The organism is Acinetobacter sp. KH_038, assembly GCF_057839405.1.
Window position 1 is genome coordinate 2,400,364 of sequence record NZ_CM174489.1, and the last position, 19,967, is coordinate 2,420,330.

The 19,967-nt window shown below is 38.7% G+C and carries 20 protein-coding genes and 2 pseudogenes; 18 read left to right on the forward strand and 4 right to left on the reverse strand.

Annotation, left to right across the window (positions count from 1 at the left end):
- Window positions 1–18: 18 nt before the first annotated feature.
- Both madM and madL read right to left on the reverse strand, forming a co-directional pair.
- Window positions 19–780 carry a malonate transporter subunit MadM gene (gene madM / locus AC3IT7_RS11340; protein ID WP_489248550.1) on the reverse strand — a complete coding sequence of 254 codons (762 nt, stop codon included), beginning with the start codon at window positions 778–780 and terminating at the stop codon, window positions 19–21.
- A gap of 63 nt (window positions 781–843) precedes the next feature.
- Window positions 844–1,245 (reverse strand): malonate transporter subunit MadL, encoded by a 402-nt coding sequence (gene madL / locus AC3IT7_RS11345; RefSeq protein ID WP_489248551.1) that lies wholly within the window; start codon window positions 1,243–1,245, stop codon window positions 844–846.
- A gap of 137 nt (window positions 1,246–1,382) precedes the next feature.
- On the opposite strand from madL, the gene AC3IT7_RS11350 reads away from it, so the two are divergent.
- Both AC3IT7_RS11350 and AC3IT7_RS11355 read left to right on the forward strand, forming a co-directional pair.
- Window positions 1,383–2,051, forward strand: a complete 669-nt coding sequence (locus AC3IT7_RS11350; RefSeq protein WP_489248552.1) for a GntR family transcriptional regulator — start codon at window positions 1,383–1,385, stop codon at window positions 2,049–2,051.
- 192 nt (window positions 2,052–2,243) lie between these two features.
- Window positions 2,244–2,576 (forward strand): annotated as a pseudogene (locus tag AC3IT7_RS11355) (TIGR02391 family protein); the annotation flags it as partial.
- A 199-nt stretch (window positions 2,577–2,775) separates the two neighbouring features.
- Here AC3IT7_RS11355 and AC3IT7_RS11360 read toward each other — a convergent pair.
- A pseudogene (locus AC3IT7_RS11360) lies at window positions 2,776–3,918 on the reverse strand (tyrosine-type recombinase/integrase).
- Window positions 3,919–4,333: 415 nt separating this feature from the next.
- Between AC3IT7_RS11360 and AC3IT7_RS11365 the strand changes: the two are divergent.
- Window positions 4,334–5,065 carry a Fic family protein gene (locus AC3IT7_RS11365; RefSeq protein WP_489248553.1) on the forward strand — a complete coding sequence of 244 codons (732 nt, stop codon included), beginning with the start codon at window positions 4,334–4,336 and terminating at the stop codon, window positions 5,063–5,065.
- A gap of 29 nt (window positions 5,066–5,094) precedes the next feature.
- Here AC3IT7_RS11365 and AC3IT7_RS11370 read toward each other — a convergent pair whose 3' ends face one another.
- A complete protein-coding gene (locus AC3IT7_RS11370) occupies window positions 5,095–6,030 on the reverse strand; it encodes a LysR family transcriptional regulator (protein WP_489248554.1) in 936 nt (311 codons plus the stop codon).
- 106 nt (window positions 6,031–6,136) lie between these two features.
- Here AC3IT7_RS11370 and AC3IT7_RS11375 point away from each other — a divergent pair, with 106 nt between their 5' ends.
- From AC3IT7_RS11375 to AC3IT7_RS11445, 15 genes are all read left to right on the forward strand, one after another.
- A complete protein-coding gene (locus AC3IT7_RS11375; protein ID WP_159516372.1) occupies window positions 6,137–7,297 on the forward strand; it encodes an acyl-CoA dehydrogenase family protein in 1,161 nt (386 codons plus the stop codon).
- 14 nt (window positions 7,298–7,311) lie between these two features.
- Window positions 7,312–8,133: an HpcH/HpaI aldolase/citrate lyase family protein gene (locus AC3IT7_RS11380; RefSeq protein ID WP_159516371.1), complete on the forward strand. Its 822-nt coding sequence runs from the start codon at window positions 7,312–7,314 to the stop codon at window positions 8,131–8,133.
- Window positions 8,134–8,150: 17 nt separating this feature from the next.
- Entirely contained in the window at window positions 8,151–8,990 is an 840-nt protein-coding gene (locus tag AC3IT7_RS11385; RefSeq protein WP_489248555.1) for an HTD2 family dehydratase, read from the forward strand.
- A 5-nt stretch (window positions 8,991–8,995) separates the two neighbouring features.
- Window positions 8,996–10,186, forward strand: coding sequence for a CaiB/BaiF CoA transferase family protein (locus tag AC3IT7_RS11390; protein WP_489248556.1), 1,191 nt, complete (start codon window positions 8,996–8,998; stop codon window positions 10,184–10,186).
- Between the two features lie 301 nt (window positions 10,187–10,487).
- Window positions 10,488–11,381, forward strand: a complete 894-nt coding sequence (locus AC3IT7_RS11395; RefSeq protein WP_489248557.1) for a LysR family transcriptional regulator — start codon at window positions 10,488–10,490, stop codon at window positions 11,379–11,381.
- A gap of 135 nt (window positions 11,382–11,516) precedes the next feature.
- Window positions 11,517–12,191, forward strand: a complete 675-nt coding sequence (locus tag AC3IT7_RS11400; RefSeq protein WP_129716594.1) for a 3-oxoacid CoA-transferase subunit A — start codon at window positions 11,517–11,519, stop codon at window positions 12,189–12,191.
- A gap of 5 nt (window positions 12,192–12,196) precedes the next feature.
- Complete coding sequence (locus AC3IT7_RS11405; RefSeq protein ID WP_159516367.1) at window positions 12,197–12,841, forward strand: 3-oxoacid CoA-transferase subunit B; 645 nt, start codon at window positions 12,197–12,199, stop codon at window positions 12,839–12,841.
- Between the two features lie 31 nt (window positions 12,842–12,872).
- Window positions 12,873–14,138 carry an MFS transporter gene (locus tag AC3IT7_RS11410; RefSeq protein WP_129716598.1) on the forward strand — a complete coding sequence of 422 codons (1,266 nt, stop codon included), beginning with the start codon at window positions 12,873–12,875 and terminating at the stop codon, window positions 14,136–14,138.
- A 2-nt stretch (window positions 14,139–14,140) separates the two neighbouring features.
- Window positions 14,141–14,464: a 4-carboxymethyl-4-methylbutenolide mutase MmlI gene (mmlI, locus tag AC3IT7_RS11415; protein WP_129716600.1), complete on the forward strand. Its 324-nt coding sequence runs from the start codon at window positions 14,141–14,143 to the stop codon at window positions 14,462–14,464.
- A gap of 32 nt (window positions 14,465–14,496) precedes the next feature.
- Complete coding sequence (catC, locus tag AC3IT7_RS11420) at window positions 14,497–14,775, forward strand: muconolactone Delta-isomerase (protein ID WP_046206015.1); 279 nt, start codon at window positions 14,497–14,499, stop codon at window positions 14,773–14,775.
- Between the two features lie 34 nt (window positions 14,776–14,809).
- Window positions 14,810–16,072, forward strand: a complete 1,263-nt coding sequence (locus AC3IT7_RS11425; RefSeq protein WP_129716602.1) for an acetyl-CoA hydrolase/transferase family protein — start codon at window positions 14,810–14,812, stop codon at window positions 16,070–16,072.
- Between the two features lie 11 nt (window positions 16,073–16,083).
- Complete coding sequence (locus AC3IT7_RS11430) at window positions 16,084–17,277, forward strand: acetyl-CoA C-acetyltransferase (protein WP_489248558.1); 1,194 nt, start codon at window positions 16,084–16,086, stop codon at window positions 17,275–17,277.
- A gap of 36 nt (window positions 17,278–17,313) precedes the next feature.
- Entirely contained in the window at window positions 17,314–18,216 is a 903-nt protein-coding gene (locus AC3IT7_RS11435) for an MBL fold metallo-hydrolase (protein ID WP_129716606.1), read from the forward strand.
- A 56-nt stretch (window positions 18,217–18,272) separates the two neighbouring features.
- On the forward strand, window positions 18,273–19,616 hold the full coding sequence (locus tag AC3IT7_RS11440) for an OprD family outer membrane porin (protein WP_305158103.1): 1,344 nt from the start codon (window positions 18,273–18,275) through the stop codon (window positions 19,614–19,616).
- Between the two features lie 27 nt (window positions 19,617–19,643).
- Window positions 19,644–19,940, forward strand: coding sequence for a YciI family protein (locus tag AC3IT7_RS11445; RefSeq protein ID WP_005015552.1), 297 nt, complete (start codon window positions 19,644–19,646; stop codon window positions 19,938–19,940).
- The last annotated feature ends 27 nt before the right edge of the window (window positions 19,941–19,967 follow it).

Below are 19,967 nucleotides of genomic sequence, written 5' to 3' on the forward strand. Positions count from 1 at the left end.
GTCACCTTTATGCTGTGCTTAACCGAAGATGGCATTAATTGTTAGAAAAAATACAGATGGTCCAAGTAAACAGCCAAGACCGGTATAGAAGGTTGCGACCAATGCACCATATGGCACTAAACGCACATCAGTTCCTGCTAAACCTGCTGCTGTACCACTGGTTGTCCCCGCCATTCCACCAAAAACCATGGCAGAACGTGGACTTTTGAGATACATAAATTTTGCAAAGATTGGCGTACCTACCATAAAGAACACTGACTTAATTAAGCCAATTGCAATTGACAGTGCGATGACTTCAGAGCTTGCTCCAACTGCTGTGCCCGTAACTGGTCCAACGATATAGGTCATCGCACCTGCACCAATCGTGGTCATCGAAACAGGATCTTTATAACCCATGAACCATGCCACCATTGCACCAATCACAAACGGAATCACACAACCAAGTCCAAGCGCAATCAAACCCACTTTTCCTGCTTTTTTCACTTCTTTGATGTCGACTTCAAACGCCGTTGATGCAATGGCTAAATCACGAATCATGGCACCACCGAGTAAAGCAAAACCTGAGAAGATAGCGATATCTGAAATACCCTTTTCACCTTGAGTATAAATCCCTGCGAAATAGGCCAAGACTAGCCCCAGGGTGATGGCGATGGCTGAGCTTTGTAACTTACCTTTGGTGAGATATTTCGACAAAAGATGCGACACATACATCATCAAACCAGTCACTGCGAGTGCCGCGACGAGGGCATTTTTGGTAAAAACCGTAATTATTTCTTCCATCGCATTTCTTCCTTGTAAGCGTACAACTGATTATTATTTAGTGTTAATCCGACACCGTTATCCTTAAGCGGCTTTTTCATTCTGCTCTACCGCCCATTCATAGCTTTCATAATCGCCACTGGATTTATTCAACCAACGAATCACCAAGACGGTGCCAATCAAAGACGTAACCGAAACAATCAGGCCCAACATCCCGCCTGACATAGCAGCAACTACGTTTTGTCCTGCCGACATAGCGACTACGATTGGGATATACATACCTGACCAGTACAACACACCAAATTGAGTCACTTGAGGTAAGTGCCCACGCTTAGCTAAAAGCTCCTTCGATAGAATTAATAAAATCATGGCGATAGCCACACCACCAACATTGGCTTGAACACCAAGGGCGATTCCGAGAGCATTGCCTAAATAAACACCAAGTAAATGGCAGACTGCCAGTATGGCTGTTCCGTAAATAATCATTGCTGAATCCTCCCTGGATCATGCAGCACTTCTAATAATCTGACTTATAATTTGCTATAGTTATAGCTTATCTGTATCCAGTGTACAATGTCTTGTACTCAAATAAACATAAATTGTATACAATTTTTTGGTGATGTATGACTTCAATTGCGGAACTTCCTCTTTCTATTCAAATTAGTAAAAAGTTAGAAGATGATATTATTTATGGTTTTTTCCTGCCTGGGACTAAGCTAGATGAACAAGAGCTGTGTGAACGCTATGGAGCTTCACGCACCCCGATTCGTGAGGCATTAAAGCTATTGGCCGCTGAAGGTTTGGTTGAAATTCGTCCACGTCGTGGCGCAATTATTCCAGCCATTAACTCACTCACCCTTTGTGAAATGTTCGAAGTGATGGCTGAATTAGAAGCCATGTGTGGACGACTGGCTGCACGACGTATTCAACCTGAAGAAAAGCAAGAATTACAGCACTTACATCAGTTATGTCAGGACTATTTAAATCAGAACGACTCAGAAAATTATTATGAGGCCAACCGTTTATTTCACTTTGCTATTTATCAAGCTAGTCATAACGCCTTTTTAATTGAACAAGCCTGCACTTTACACAAACGTTTGCACCCGTACCGTCGCCTACAACTCCGCGTCAACCATCGAATGAATCATTCTTTTGCAGAGCATAGTGAAATCTTAGAGGCCATTTTTGCAGGTAATGAACAAGAAGCCGAGGCTTTACTGAAAGCACATGTCGTGATTCAAGGTGAGAAATTTACCGACTTTATTTCAACCTTAGAGCATTTAAAATTATAGATATCTATGGCGGCATCAAATTTGGATTTTTTAGTAATAATATTTATGCCGCCTCTCTTCTGAGATAGTGACTGTTTAACTCATTAAAAATATCTAACAAAATCTGTTATTTAAAAAATAATTAGCTATAGATTTTTACCCTAGTTTACCCCATTATCTTTTTAAACAACTACTGCTTAAATTTTTATAAAAATGTTCAAATCAGAACGCTATTATCATACTAATTACTTGGGCGAATCTGGGGTCACAGAAACCTGTTTATACAGCCTTTGCAATCTCATTCAGACTAATGCAGATCTAAGTTATGCTCTATTACTAACGAACGATCAATATCATGCACTCATCCTCAAAGATCAATCGAACGGTTATTACATCATCCGTTCAGGCTTTACATCAGGTTATCCAGGTGAAGGACCAAAAGGACTAGCAAAAGCCTTAACTATTTTAAATAAATATCAAATAGATACAGAAGAAATTCTCGTTACTTCAAAACTAATGAGTAAACTGAATAATGCCTCACTCAGCCACTGTACATACTCTAGACTAGAGAAATTTCGAAATTCTGCGGCTAAATTGAGTAAGCTCGCTCTATATTTGAAGATTTGATAATTAGTATCAAATATAAGAAAGTTACCTTTGTTTGATTAAGATTCGATATTTTCTTAAAAACGGATAACTTTATATTTTTATTAAAAATTTTAGATAAATTTGAAACTAATAAATTTTAGTATTCTACTAACCAGCCGCTCACCTGCTCCCCATACCACTCCATCAACCTTACCCTCTCATCCCAATACCGTGTTCGGTTATAGGCCGATCGAATTCTATTTTGAGGCACATGAGCAAGCTGGCGCTCAATGGCACCTGGATTAAACAGATTAGATTCGTTTACGACTGTACTGAATAGCGATCTAAAACCATGTGTGGTCATCCGACCAGCATAGCCCGAACGTTTGATCACAGCTAAAATAGACTCGCTACGCATCGGTTCTTTATTATTTAGACGATGGGGAAATAACAGCTCTTGATTATGTGTTAAACGTAAAGCTTGAAGCTCAGCAATCATCATGTCTGTTAGACGCACTCGGTGGGGTAACCGGTTTCTCATCCGCTCTTCAGGGATATCCCACTTACGTCCTTCTAAATCAAATTCTTCCCAGCGTGCTTGCAGCAACTCACTAACCCGAACACCTGTCAGCATAATCAGAATAATCGCATGATGTGTCTGAGCATCACTTGGGTATGCTCTTACCTTTCTTAAAAATTCAGGCATTTCAGAGGCAGTAAGCGAAGCTAGGTTTTTGACTCTTTTGTTCTTGAGAGCATAAACTAGATCACCTGCTGGATTATCATAACGATAGCCATACGCAATGGCGTACTTCATGACCATGCCGCCACGAGATAAGGTACGTTTTGCAATTTCAAGCGAGCCTCTAGCTTCAATCTTCTTAACGATCTGCAGAATCTCAGGTGCCTGAATCTGATTAATACGCTTATTAGCAAGAGCAATATAAAGCTCATCCAAGGAAGCTCGAACATTACTAATATGTTTGGATGACCAGGTTTCTTTTTGGTTATTGAACCAATCTTCTGCGACTTCTTTGAAATAGGGCTTTAAGTCTTCATGCAATACTGAACGTGAGTATCGATGCTTAAGCTCATATGCAAGTTCTCTTGCCTTTTTTAAGCTTAAATCTGGATATGGGCCAAGCGACTCAGACTTACGTTCACCATGGACAGTGACGCGCACATTCTAATATTTTTGACCTTTGATGGTAATGATAAGAGATAAGCCATGTGAATCTGAAAGACGATACTGTTTATCTTGCGGTAGTACTTTTTTACACAGCACATCGATAAGTGACATATCTTTGTCCCAATTTTGCCCCCCATAAAGTAAAAATAGGGTCAAACAGCTTAGAATAGGGTCAGCAATGCAGCCAATAAAAAAGCCTTTAAACATTCAGTTTAAAGGCTTTTTTATTGGCTGCATTGCTTCGGAAGGAATTTTGGTGGTGGCGTCAATTTAACTCAAATCTTAACTTATTCATTCTAAAGCTATTTTATTGAATAAAAAAATTCATTGACCCAATTTTGACCCAAATTAGATTTAGTTCATTGAATCACTTTAAAATCTTGTTCAAATCCGAATTCAGGATTTGAAGTGGCGTAGTGATTATACCAACATTGAGCACACTACAAAATGATATGTTATAACATGTCATTTCTTTGATTTTCTATTTTGATGTATCATTCTTTTAGATATATTCAGGGACAAGGTAATGTTTGAAATTATTAATGATTTAAAAAATAAATTAGATCAGCATCGCCCCCTATCACCTGCGATAGTAAAAAATTTACAAGAAGACCTTATTGTACGATGGACTTATCATTCCAATGCTATTGAAGGCAATACACTTACTCTATTAGAAACCAAAGTTGTACTAGAAGGCATTACTGTCGGTGGAAAAGCTTTGCGAGAGCACTTCGAGGCAATTAACCATAGAAATGCCATTTATTACGTTGAAGACATTATCAGAAAGGAAGAACCTTTTTCTGAATGGCAAATTCGCAATATCCATCAACTCATTTTAAAGAATATTGACGATGATAATGCTGGCCGATATCGCCAGCAAAACGTATTGATTTCAGGTGCTACAACTACACCACCGGACTATACATTGCTCAATGACAAAATGACTCAGCTAGTCGACTGGTACAACTCAGAGGCACATAAGCTTCATCCCATTGAACGTGCAGCTAAAGTACATGCAGATTTTGTAGGCATCCATCCATTCATTGATGGCAATGGACGTACATCACGTCTATTGATGAATCTCGAATTACTTAAAGCTGGTTATCCACCTTGTGTCATCACGGTTGAAAATCGTTTGGCTTACTATGAAGCTCTTGATCAATGGATAGCTTACGGAAAAACTGAAGCTTTTAATCAGCTGGTTTCCGAAGCTGTACTTGAAGGATTTAAACCATATCAAGTGGTTTTAGGTCTTTAACTTACAATTTTATAAATAAAATTTAGATATTAATTTTCATATATCCATTGAGCATTCGGCCATTTTTTCTCATCAATAGATTGCTCAACACAACTAATAATTTCGCGTGAAATGATCCTAATATGCTTGGGAATATTTCTTGTAGAGTGCGTTGCTAAAGTAATCACACGAGAAAATGAGGGGTCTAAAATTGGAGTAACTTTAATTAATTCTGCCCTACACTCATTTATTACAGAAACTAGGGGTAAGATTGTATAACCAAAGTCCTGGATAACTAGCTGTTTTTGTATATTCAAATCATTAGTTTCAGCATAAATCTTTAAGTTAGATCCATTTTGCTTATAAGCCTGCTCAATCAGAGAGCGCAATCGATGAGGGTGAAAAGGTAAAATTAATGGAAATGCCTCTATTTTTTTAAGTTCAAGGACTTCATTTTGCTGAAGTGTGGATTGAGCCGATCCTATTAAAAATAGTGGCTCTTTTACCAACGGAGTCAAATCAATTAACTTAGAAGGTGTAGCGTCATACATTAAAGCTAAATCAATATCTCCAGCCTCTAACCATTCTTTTAAATGCCCAGAATATCCCACTGATATTTTTACTTGTACTTCAGGATACTTCTCCTTGATCAACTTCATAATCAAAGTGGAAAGTAATTCACTAATACTCGACAATACACCAATATGAACTTTCCCTCGAATCATCCCTTTATTTGCAGTTAACTCTAATTTGGCACTTTCAATGTCCTCCAAAATCCTTCTTGCATAAGGCTCAAGCACTTTACCATCATCAGTAAGCGCCATACCATGACGAGAACGATTAAATAGCTTTACGCCTAATTCCTCTTCCAGCATTTGAATTTGTCGAGTTACTGCTGGTTGTACAATATTCAACATCGCAGCTGCTTTGGTTAAGTTCTCAGTCTCTAAAATAGTAATAAATGTACGTAATTGTTTAATATCCATTTTGATAATTTTCTAGCATCCAACCCATCAAAATATACTATTTTAATTTTAAATCCATAGCAATATATGATCAATAACAAGAACAGGTCGAAATAAGGATATTCAAATGAAAAGTACTTTTAATAATTATTCAGAAATTCGCGAAGCAGTACGTGCATTATGTGCTCAATTCCCAGATGAATATCACCGTAATATTGATGAAAAAAAAGCCTACCCTGAAGAATTTGTAGATGCATTAACCAATGCTGGCTGGCTCGCGGCTATGATTCCAGAAGAGTTTGGGGGATCAGGGTTAGGCTTAGCGGAAGCATCTGTTGTTATGGAGGAGATTAATCGTAGCGGGGGGAATTCAGGTGCTTGTCACGGTCAAATGTATAACATGAGCACATTGTTACGTAACGGCTCTCAGGCGCAAAAAGAGTTTTATTTACCTAAAATTGCTTCTGGTGAATGGCGCTTACAATCTATGGCTGTCACTGAGCCAACAACTGGTACAGATACCACGAAAATTCGTACCACTGCAGTCAAAAAAGGGGACCGTTATGTGATTAATGGTCAGAAAGTGTGGATCTCACGTGTACAGCACAGTGATTGGATGATTCTACTTGCACGTACAACGCCTTTAGCTGAAGTAAAAAAGAAATCTGAAGGGATGTCTATTTTCATGGTTGATATTAAGGAAGCGATGAAATCAGGCATGGTCGTTCAACCTATTCCTAATATGGTCAATCATGAAACCAATGAGTTATTTTTTGAGAATTTAGAAATTCCTGAAGAAAACTTAATTGGCGAAGAAGGTAAAGGCTTTAAATACATTCTCGATGGCCTAAATGCAGAGCGCACTTTGATCGCTGCTGAATGTATTGGTGATGGTTATTGGTTTATGGATCGTGCAACCAAATATGTAAAAGACCGAGAAGTATTTGGCCGTCCAATTGGTCAAAACCAGGGTGTGCAGTTCCCGCTTGCTGAATCTTTCATTGAAATCGAAGCTGCAAACTTAATGCGTTTCCGTGCTTGTGAACTATTTGATCATGGCCAGGCTTGTGGTGCTGAAGCAAATATGGCGAAGTATCTGGCTGCTAAATCAAGCTGGGAAGCAGCAAATCACTGCTTGCAATTCCATGGCGGTTTTGGATTTGCCAATGAATACGATATTGAGCGTAAATTCCGTGAAACCCGCCTGTATCAAGTTGCCCCTATTTCGACGAATTTAATTCTCAGTTATGTTGCTGAACATTTACTTGATTTACCGCGCTCATTCTAAATAAAGGCTATAGCATGGAAAAAGTACAAAAATCTGCACGCTCTTATCTTTTTGTACCAGCTAATCGTGTAGAGCGTTTTGAAAAAGCGCTCAGCACATCAGCGGATGCAATTATTGTTGATTTAGAAGATGCGGTTCCAGTGGATTTAAAAATTTCAGCTCGAGAAACTTTAAAATATTGGCTGATGGAGCATCCACACAAAAATGTGATGATCCGTATCAATTCAAAAAACAGCGAATGGTTTGCAGACGATATTCAGTTGGCAAAATTCAGCAATGTGGAAGCAATTGTGTTACCTAAAGCCGAATCTGTTGCAGATATTGATGCTGTGACTGCTATTCGTGCAATGGATATATTTGCACTGATCGAAACCCCGCTTGGATTTGCCAATATCCGTCAAATTTCTCAAGCAAAATCGGTTAAGGCACTGATGTTCGGTTCAATTGATTTTCAGTTAGAAATGAATATGCAAGGCGGTTATGAGGAGCTTTTGTCATTTCGAAATGAATTCGTATTGGCTTCTAAACTGGCAGGAATCGAGTCTCCTATCGATGGGGTTACTGTTGACTTCACAGACGAAGCTTTAGTTGAAAAGGAAACCTTACAAGCCAAGAATCTGGGCTTTGCAGGAAAACTTTGTATTCATCCAAAGCAGGTGGATATTGTGAATACTGCATTTAGTCCAACAGATGTTGAAATTGAATGGGCGCAGCGTGTTTTAGATGCTATTAATCAAGCCCAAGGCCAAGCCATCAGCCTGGATGGAAAAATGATTGATTTACCCGTCATTTTGAGAGCACAAAAGATTTTGAAGCAGGCGGGTTTAAACACATAAAGGATTAAGGAGTGGTCATGGAAAACTATAGCAATTGGATTGGAAAAAAAGAAGTACTGGATGATTATTCAGATCATCGTCCTGTAGCAATGATGCAGACTTTACTCAATGAAGAAAATAAATTACCGGCTGATTTGCCGCATTTATATCACTGGTTTTATTTTTTACCCCTGGTTAACGGACAAGACCTTGCTGTAGACGGACATCCTAAAAAAGGCGGATTCTTACCTCCTATTCCTTTTCCTAAGCGTATGTGGGCAGGCAGCCGCTTAGAGTTCATCAAACCCATTGCCACTCATCAATCCATACGTCGTGAATCAGAGATTTTAAAGGTTGAGCTCAAACATGGAAAAAGCGGTGACATGTATTTCGTTACCGTTCAGCATTCAATTTATGCAGAAAATGAATTGGCCATCATTGAAGAACAAGACATTGTGTATCGTGATGTGAGCAACCAGGTACAACGTGCTCCTCAGAAGCAGCCTGAAAATGCAGAAACAAAAGCATTTGATTATAAAAAATCGTTCCCTATCGATCCTGTGACGCTATTCAGGTATTCGGCTGTGACATTCAATGGACATCGTATTCATTATGACCGTCCTTATGCCACCCAAGAAGAAGGTTATCCTGGCCTTGTGGTGCATGGCCCACTTTTAGCCACTCTTTTAATTCATCATTTCAAACAAGAATATCCAGATAAACAAATTACTCATTTTGAGTTTCGTGCGGTGAATCCAGTCTTTGATTTTGATGATTTTCAAATCTATGGCAGCATTAAATCCACGCAAGGAGAATTATGGATTCAAAAAGACAATGGTCAAATTTGCATGAAAGCAAAAATTTCTTTTAAGGAATAAGTCCAATGCTTCCTTTAAATGATATTACCGTCATTACACTCGAGCATGCAATTGCTGCACCATTTTGTACACGGCAACTCGCAGATTTAGGTGCACGGGTAATCAAGATTGAGCGTCCAAATATCGGTGACTTCGCACGAAAATATGATGAGCGTGTCGATGGAATGTCTTCGCATTTTGTATGGGCCAATCGGTCTAAAGAAAGCTTAACATTGGATATTAAAACTCAAGCGGCTCAAGATATTCTCAGGCAGCTTGTATTAACAGCAGATGTACTGGTGCAAAACCTTGCGCCAGGTTCTGCTTCCCGTCTTGGTCTGTCTTTTGAAGAATTGTCTGCAATCAATCCGAAAATTGTTGTCTGTGATATATCAGGGTATGGTGATGATGCTGAAAATCCCGGTCCTTATCATGATAAAAAGGCCTATGACTTACTGATTCAAAGTGAATCCGGATTTTTATCGATCACTGGCACCGAAAATGAGTATACGAAAGCAGGCTGTTCTATTTCTGATATTGCTGCCGGTATGTATGCCTATTCCAATATTTTGGCTGCCTTGATTGAACGCGCTAAGACAGGTAAAGGAAAACGTATTGATATTTCGATGCTTGAAAGCATGACTGAGTGGATGGGCTATCCGCTCTATTATGCGTTTCGTGGCAATACCGCGCCTCAGCGGACCGGAGCCTCGCACGCAACCATCTATCCTTATGGTCTTTTCCATACGGGTGATGATAAACAAGTCATTTTAGCGGTTCAAAATGAGCGGGAATGGAAAGCCTTTTGCAAATTTGTATTGCAAGACGTTACACTTTCAGAAATGCCTGAATTCATAAACAATACATTACGCTCAAAAAATCGTGAAAAACTACAAGCTATTATTTTAGATGTATTTAAACATTTAACTCAGACAGAAGTGATCAATCGTTTAGATCTTGCCAATATTGCCAGGGCGAATGTGAATGAAATGAAAGACGTCTGGCATCATCCACAATTACAAGCACGACAGCGCTGGACTGCGGTAGACACCCCGGTTGGTCGAGTTCCGACACTTAAACCCGTCGGATGCAAGCATGATAAAGATTACCAAATCGGTCCTGTACCAGACCTGGGAGAACATACCCTGGCAATTCTGGAGGAATTAGGCTATAGCAAAGTTGCCATTCAAGAATTTATTGATCAAGCCATCATTTAGGATTTTCCGGTTTTCCAGCATCATATAGGCCGTGATGTTGGATTTTTTGAAAGTATCGATATCCCTTAGGTGCCGTCAATACAGGACGCTATTCTCCTTACGGCTCTTCATTTAGTGTTTTGGGTCACCTATCCCTAATGGAATGATTTAAAAATACATACCAGCAACTTCACTTTGGTCTAACAATAATCACATTTCATATATAGTGAAAAAATGAAATACTTTTGACTTAATATCAATTCAAGTAAGTATTGCTGCGAATAATCTTTTTTAATTTTAATAATTCAACACGAGTAAAGCTGTGAACTTTGATTTAAATGATTTCAGGCTGATTCTGAATATCGCCGAGACTCAAAATTTAACTCGAGCTGCTGAAAAAACCTTTATATCGACACCTGCAGCCAGTAACCGGATTAAGAATCTAGAACAGCAATTAGGCCTAAAAATTTTAGAGCGCTCATCTCAAGGAGTCAGACTAACTGAAATTGGCCAGATTTATCTCAAATACGCAAAAGCTTTCCAGCATGAAATTGAATGCCTGAAAGGTGAATTGTCTCAATTTAACAACCTGATTCAGGGCAAATTAACCATTGCCGCTAACACCACGGCCATCACTGAATATAGTCCTAATGCACTGTCCGAATATTTAATTACCCATCCACATGTCGATGTAAATCTGAAAGAGATGACCAGTGAAGAGATCATTCATGTGGTCGCAGACCGGCAAGTGGATTTAGGCATTATTTCAGGCGATATCGACACCGATCATTTACAGACTTTACCTTTAATTTCTTCTCAACTCGTTTTGATTGCACCGAAAATGCACCCTTTACTGGAAATTGAAAATATCACTTTAATCGATATTATTGAGTATTCTGTAGTGACCTTAAACGAAGGCAGCGCCATTCAGCAGTTCTTATATAAGCTTGCCCTTCAACTAGACAAAAAAATCAACATCCGAGTTCAGGTTTCAAGCTACGATTCCATCTGTCAAATGGTCGCTGCCGGTGCCGGCATCTCCATCATTCCGCTGGCGGCATTTCAGCGCCTCCAGCATATTCATCCCCAGCTTGCCTGCACCAAAATCAATGAAAAATGGGCGCAGCGCAGCTTTAAAATCTGTTCAATAAATTTCAATCAAATAAGTCAATTTTCTAAAGATTTTATCCAGTGTTTACAAGCACATATTCATTAAGTATTTGATTTTTTATGCCGAATTTTGCGTTAACTAGAGGTTAACACAGCTTTCAAATTATAAAATTGTGCCAAACACTAGAATGTGTGACCTTACTATTAAGTATAAGAAACATGAATTTTACAAGGTAGTAAGATGATCAATAAAATCTTCGGTTCGGCAAAGGATATTGTCACGGACATTCAAGATGGTTCAATCATTGCAATTGGTGGCTTTGGTGGATCTGGTATGCCCAATCAACTTATCGATGCACTCATTGAACAAGGTGCGAAAGATCTAACTATTGTAAGTAATAATGCGGGGAATGGTGATCAAGGTCTTGCAGCACTACTAAAAGCTAAACGCGTCAAAAAACTAATTTGTTCTTTCCCTCGCCAAAAAGACGCATATGTTTTTGAAGAACTATATCGCAATAATGAAATTGAACTTGAAGTTGTACCTCAAGGTACGCTTGCAGAACGTTTAAGAGCTGCTGGTTGCGGTATCGGTGGGTTTTATACACGTACAGCTTATGGCACCTTACTTTCAGAAAATAAAGAGACCAAAGAAATAGATGGTCAAGGTTATGTCTTTGAGAAAGCTTTGACCGTAGATTACAGCCTGATTTATGCCAAGGCAGGCGATCGATGGGGCAATCTAATTTACAACAAAACTGCACGTAATTTCGCTCCTATTATGGCTATGGCTGCAAAAACTACTTTAGTCGCTGTAGATCAAATCTGTGAACTTGGTGATTTAGACCCAGAAATTATTATTACTCCTGGAATTTTTGTCGATCGTGTGACACTAAAAAGTGAAATTGGAGCATAAGTATTATGGATATCCAACAAAAAAATAATCTTGCTCAACGTGTGGCTCAAGATATACCAGAAGGTTCTTATGTCAATTTAGGCATTGGTTTACCGACGCTAGTTGCAGACTATTTCACTGATAAAGAAGTGATTTTACAAAGTGAAAATGGTGTTTTAGGTCAATGGACTCAAGCTGAAAAAGGTAAAGAAAATTGGGATTTGATCAATGCAGGAAAAGAAGCGATTGATTTAAAAAAAGGTGGTGCTTTTTTTCATCATGCGGATTCTTTTGGAATGATGCGCGGTGGACATTTGGATTACTGCATTCTGGGTGCATTCCAGATTTCAGCCAAAGGTGATCTAGCTAATTGGCATACAGGGCATCCAGATGCCATTCCTGCTGTAGGTGGTGCAATGGATCTTGCTTCAGGTGCACAAAATGTTTACGTCATGATGGAACATTTAACCAAGCAAGGCCAAAGTAAAATTTTAGAAGAATGTAGCTATCCATTAACTGGATTGGCCTGCGTAAACCGTGTTTATACAGAGATTGCTACTTTTGAATTTATTAAAGGGCAAGTATTTGTAATTGATATCGTTTCACCTCATACACCCGAATATATCCAAACTATTACAGATGTACCGCTGGATTTTTCAAGAATGAAATAAATTATAAATCGATTTTACAAAGGAGATGTAAATGGGAATGTTAAATTGGTACAAGGAATCGGATTCCAACCAGAAAAAGACATTTTGGGCATGTTATGCAGGATGGGCTCTTGACTCTTATGACATGCAAATTTTTAGTTTTTTACTACCTGTCATCATGGCTACTTGGGCTCTTACTCAAACTCAGGTTGGTCTGATCGGCACTGTTGCCCTGGTTGTTACAGCTCTTGGTGGATGGATTGCAGGAATTCTGGCAGATCGCTACGGGCGCGTAAAAATTCTGATGTTTACTATTTTATGGTTTACTTTTTTTGGTGTCTTAGCCGGTTTTGCACAAAATTATGAACAACTTTTAATAGCAAGGACCCTACAAGGATTAGGTTTTGGGGGTGAATGGGCTGTTGGTGCGGCATTAATGGCCGAAGCTGTTTCTGCAAAACACAAAAATAAGGCTGTAGGCTTTGTTCAGTCAGGCATGGCTTTAGGCTGGGCTGGCTCAGTTATTGTAGCAACAATCCTTATTACAACCCTTCCTCCAGAATGGTCTTGGCGTGTTGTTTTTTGGACAGGTGTCATTCCCGCTTTAATTGTGATCTATATTCGCCGTAATGTGAAAGAATCAGTCGAATTCGTAAATGATGTAGCTAAAAATAAAGAAAATATTGAAAAAGCATCATTCACATCGGTGTTTAAAAAACAATACATACGTTCAACAGTATTTTCTAGCCTATTAGTTTTAGGACTTCAAGCGGCTTGCTATGCCATCTTAATTTGGATTCCAACTCTAATGAATGAACGTGGCCTTAGTCCAAGTTCTAAAATTGTCACGATTTTGATTATGGCCGTAGGAGCATTTGCTGGCTTTATGTTTACAGCTTATCTGGCTGATAAATTAGGCCGTAAACAAACGCTTATCGGAATGTCTATTCTGAGCTGGATCGTAACTGTGGTGTATATGTTGATTGCAATGAATCAATATATCACATTAGCACTTGGATTCTTTGTGGGCTTTTCCGCAATTGGAATGTTCGCAGCACTTGGCCCATTTTTAAGTGATTTATTTCCGACTCATATTCGCACCACAGGTATGGGCTTTGCATATAACGTCGGCAAATCATTCGGTGCCCTATCAGTAGTTGGCGTTGGCATGCTTGCTGAATCATTAGGTCTTGCTACATCTATCGGTTTGTTCTGCTTAACAGCTTATGGCTTAGCAACAATCTCTATTTTGCTCATTAGAGTGCCTAAAGATGAACCTACATTAATATCTCATCATTATCAAAAACAGGGAGTTTAAATATGATCCGTATTCTTTATTTACTCGTTAAACCAGAAGACATGAGTAAAGAAAAATTTGATCAAGAATGTCTACGACACTTTGAAATGTCAGCAGGTATTCCAGGTTTATATAAATATGAAGTTCGCTTGATTGCTTCAGAACCTACAGATATTCATGTTCCCTTCTTTGATGTGCCGGGTGTCGATGCTATTGGGGAATGTTGGTTCGAAAGTGAAGAACAAATGCAAGTCTATATGGATTCAGATCTTCGTAAAAACTGGTTTGAACACGGTAAAACCTTCATCGGTAAATTAAAACCATTCGTGACCAAAGACGTCGGATAAGACTTATTCATCAAATATTAAGGATAATAAATATGCTTTTTTGTGTAGAAATGACTGTAAAAATTCCATTAGATAGTGATCCTGTAAAAATGGATGAAATTAAACGCGCTGAAAAAGAACGTGCTATTGAGCTACAAAAAGCAGGTAAATGGCCACATTTATGGCGTGTCACAGGTAAATATTCCAACATCAGTATTTTTGATGTTGAAAGCAATAATGAATTACATGATTTGCTGATGAGTTTGCCTTTATTTCCCTATATGGATATTAAAGTGACAGCATTATCTCAACACCCATCTTCAATTCACTAACGCTGAATACCTTTTAAGATCAAGGATGATCATCATGGAAAAGATATACGATATTTCTCAGCTTGATTTATCCAACTATGTTCGACATGGTGATCGCGTGGTATGGGGCCAGGCTCAAGCTGAACCCATACCGCTTACTCAAAATTTAATTCAAAATCGTAAAAAAATTGGTAAATTTAAAATTTTTTTAGGCATTAGTCAGTTTCCTACTTGCCTTCCTGAATACTCCGAACACATCGAATATCTGAGCTATTGTGGTGCAGGCTATAATCGGACACTTGCGCAACATCAAGTTTTAGATATTTTGCCTGTACATTATTCACAACTTCCCCGATTAATCGAAGATCAGCAACTTAAACTAGATATAGTATTGATTCAGGTTTCGGCAGCAAATGCTCAAGGACAATATAGCTATAGTTTGGCACAAGACTATTTAAAATCCGCCCTTCGACATGCTCGAGTTGTGATTGCGGAAGTCAATCAGCAAGCTCCCTGGGTATATTCGGATGAATATTTAACTGAAGCTGATTTTGATGTGATGGTGTATACCGACCGGAAAATAGAAGCACAACATAGTGCTGACCATTCATCAATCACTCAAAAAATAGCTCAGAATGTTGCCTCCTGCATTCCCGATCATTCAACTTTACAACTTGGAATCGGTTCTGTTCCCGAGGCCATTATGCAAGCTTTGGATCAGCATCAGCATTTAGGTATTCATTCCGGCATCATTGGAGATGGTGTTGCCAAATTGATGCAAAAAGGAGTGATTACTAATCAGAAAAAAAACATTGATCCTGGAAAAACTATCACAGGTTTAATTGTTGGTTCTTCAAAACTACATCAATTTGCTCATCAAAATTCAGATATTGAAATCCGTTCAACTGAATATACCCATCATGCTGGGACTCTTGCTGCCATTCAACAATTTATTGCAATCAATTCGGCAATTGAAGTGGATTTAACAGGTCAGGTCAATGCTGAGATTGCCAATAAAACCTATGTCGGCGCTGTGGGTGGAGCTTTAGACTTTATTCGCGCTGCCAATCAGTCCTATGGTGGTGTCTCAATTATTGCCCTGCCCGCTTCTGGGAAAAATTTCAGTCGTATTGTGAGTAATTTACAAGGACCGGTATCTACACCACGCAGTGACGCCGGATTAATTATCACAGAATATGGAATCGCCGATTTACGCGGTTTAAGCATTCCCCAACGCGTTGAAAAAATGATTGCAATTGCACATCCCCATTTTCAAAAAGAACTTGAACAACAGGCTATGGATTTGGCACTAATTTAAAGGAATTCAAAATGAAAGACGCTTATATTGTCAGCCCACTGCGTACCCCAATTGGTAAATTTGGTGGTGTACTTGCCTCTTTAACTGCAGTCGATCTCGCTGTAAAAGTAATTCAATCCATCGTAGAAAAAACTGGATTAGATACTAGCACTTTAGATGAAGTCATTATTGCGCAATCATACTCATCTAGTGAGGCACCTTGTATTGGACGCTATGCGGCTTTAGCTGCAGGACTTCCAATTGAAGTTCCCGGCTATACATTAGATCGACGTTGTGGTTCAGGCTTACAAGCGATTATCAATGCAGCAATGACCATTCAATCCGGAAATGCTGAAGCTATTATGGTTGTTGGTGTAGAAAGTATGAGTAATATTGAATATTACTCTACCAATATGCGTTGGGGTAGTCGCGCAGGTAATGTCACTTTCTTTGATCGACTGGAACGTGGTCGTGAAAGATCTCAGCCGATTGAACGCTTTGGAGCTATTTCAGGCATGCCAGAAACTGCTGATAATCTGGCCCGAGACTATAATATTGGTCGTGAAGAGTGTGATGCTTTTGCGCTACAAAGTCATCAAAAAGCCCAGCAAGCTTGGGATACAGGAAAGTTTAAAGAGGAAGTGATTCCGCTTGAAGTGAAATCAAAAAAAGAATCCAAGATTATTGATTTTGATGAAGGTATTCGTGCAAATAGCACTATTGAAAGTTTAGCTAAACTGAAAACCTTATTGCCAAATGGTGTCACTACCGCAGGTAACTCAAGTCAACAAAACGATGCTGCTGCTGGCTGCCTAATTGTAAGTAAAGAATATTTAGAAAAATATCATTTGCAACCGATAGCCAAAATCACAGGCTGGAGCGCAGCAGGTTGTGATCCAAGTCGAATGGGTATTGGCCCTGTGCCTGCAGTCAATCAACTACTTAAAAAACTAGATATTTCCCTTGAAGAAATTGATTTAGTCGAAATTAATGAAGCCTTTGCAGCTCAAGCTTTAGCAGTAATCAAAGGTTTGAATATTAGCGATAATTCCAATATCAATGTGAACGGTTCTGGAATTTCTCTGGGTCATCCTATTGGTGCGACAGGGATTCGTATCATGACATCATTAGTACATGAGATGAAACGCCGTAATGCCCGGTATGGTTTAGAAACAATGTGTATTGGTGGTGGGCAAGGTTTAGCTGCCCTATTTGAACGTGTTTAATTATTAAATTAAAAAATATTTGTTAAGGAGTGACTCATGATTGAATCAAGAATGATTGGTGAAGTAAAAGTAACCCGTATCCATGAATATGCTGGTCCTAGCCATGATCCAAAATTTTTATTTCCTGCAGCAGATCAGAGCCTGTTAGAAGAGTATCAAGATATGCTGGCACCCCATCATTGGATTCCACATATGAATAAGCTGATCGTCAGTATTCAATTTTGGGTGGTTCATGCGGGCAATAATATTATTGTGATTGATACCGGTGTTGGTAATTTCAAACAACGGCCAGAAATTCCTCGGATGCATATGCTGAATAACTTAATCACTGAGTGGATGACAGCTGCTGGTGCACCTCCTGAAAAGGTAACTCATGTGGTGATTACCCATTTACACTCTGACCATGTTGGCTGGAATACGATTTGGAAAGACAACCGCTGGACACCAACATTCCCTAATGCCAAATACTATTTACCTAAAGAGGACTTTGATTTTTGTCATGAAGGAAAAAATAAAGAACCTGGCGTTATCGATGTTTTTGGTGATTCCTTCTTCGATAGTGTAATGCCCGTATTTAACGAAGGTCTGGTTGAGTTTATAAAACCTCACACTGAAATTGCCGATTGCTTAGTTGTAGAGCCTGCACCAGGTCATAGCCCAGGACAAGTCACTTTTCGTGTTAGCTCTCAAGGAGAAGAAGCAATCTTTTGTGGCGACGTATTCCATAGTCCACTACAAATTGTTCGCCCTGAAATCAATTCAGGTTATTGCATTTGGCCGGATATCGCACGAAAAACTCGGCTTGAATGCTTGGAGCGTGCCGTAAGCCGAGAAGCTTTACTCTTGCCTGTTCACTTTGGTGACCCGTATTGTGGCTACATTCGTAAACAAGATAATGGATTTATCTTTGAACCTTCAGATACCTGGGATCGTGTTTAATTGATCCCCTCAACTGTCTGAATAATTATTTTTAATACTTAAAAGGATTTTAAAAAATGAAAAAACCAGTAAATAAAAATTTATTGGTTATGGGTACTCTTTGTCTATCCATAACCAGTATCAATACGGCTTGGGCTGATGTTATTAATGATACAAAATTTAATGTGCTAGCAAAAAACTATTATTTCAATCGCGACTTTCGTAAAAGTGAATTCAATTCTGCAGGACAGAATGCTCAATTACCTGTATCTGAACGTAAAGGTTATCGTGAAGAATGGGCCCAAGGTTTCATTGCTAACATAGAAACAGGTTGGACAGATACACCTATACAGTTCGGTTTAAACGGTTATGGCCTGATCGCTTTAAAACTCGATAGTGATGGATATCGAACTGGTACAAATAATTTAGAAGTCGACTCGACAGGAAAACCTAAATCGGCAACCGCCGAATTTGGGGGTGCCTTACGGGCAAAATATAAGGAAACTGAAGCAGTACTAGGTAATCAATTCCCAAACAATCCTATTATTGGAACCAATTATTCGCGTTTACTTCCTTCAATGTCGACAGGTCTATCGATTAAGAATCAGAGCTTTGAGAATCTCAATTTAGATTTTGGTTATTTTACGCAGATGAGCCCTGTTGATTCGACCGATCGCTTAAACTATTTTAATACTGATTACAATAATGGGATTCAAGGTGATTATGTTGCCTATATAGGAGCAACCCATAAACACGATAATATTGAAACGTCTGCTTATATTTCAGAATTAGAGAATGTCTGGATGCAATATTATTTAGGAGCAAAATATAAACATCAAATTGATGCTCAATCAAATTTCAATCTACAAACAAATAACTATATTAACCGAGATACAGGTGATGCCACGGGCGGAAATATTAGTACAAGTATTGTTTCAGTAATGGGAACCTATAAATTATCTAACCACAATTTCAGTTTAGCTTATCAACAAGTATTAGGTGACGAGCCCTTTGACTGGATAGGATTTAACAATAATGGAGGAATTCCTAGTACCCCCAATACTGTGCAGTTCTCAACATTTACTGAGGCCAAAGAAAAATCAGCTCAAGTTAAATATGAAATCGACTTCTCACCTTATGGAGTTGATGGTTTATCATTTATGACTCGTTATCTATATGGCTGGGATATGGATAATACAGGGAGTGATAATGTTTTTTACACCAAACGTCATGTTTATGACCAGAGTATAGATAACAAACATTGGGAAAGAGATATCGAATTACGTTACAAAGTTAAGCAAGGCATTGCGAAAGATCTTGATGTTCGTCTTCGTCAAGCCACTCATAGAGCAACTAAAGGCTATAGATATGGAAATATTGATGAAGTCCGTTTAATTCTTGAATATCCATTTTCATTCTAATAGAGCTTAATATACGAGGAAATTAAAATGCCTTATGTTGTAGAAACCTGGGACAAAATAGATCATCAACTTCTTAGAAAAAAATTAAGACAGGATCATTTAGATTATTTAAATCAAAACCTTGAACTACTTTTAGCTTGTGGCGCAAAGTTGGATGATAATGGCCAAGACTTAGGCGGTGGAATTTATATTATTGATGTAGCTTCAAGAGAAGCTGCTCAAAAATTTATTGAACAAGATCCTTTTTACATTGGAGGTCTATTTCAGAAAATCAAAATAGACCGCTGGAGAAAGGCTTATTTGGACGGAAAATTTTGCTTATAAAAATATGGAAAGCATGGTTTTACCATG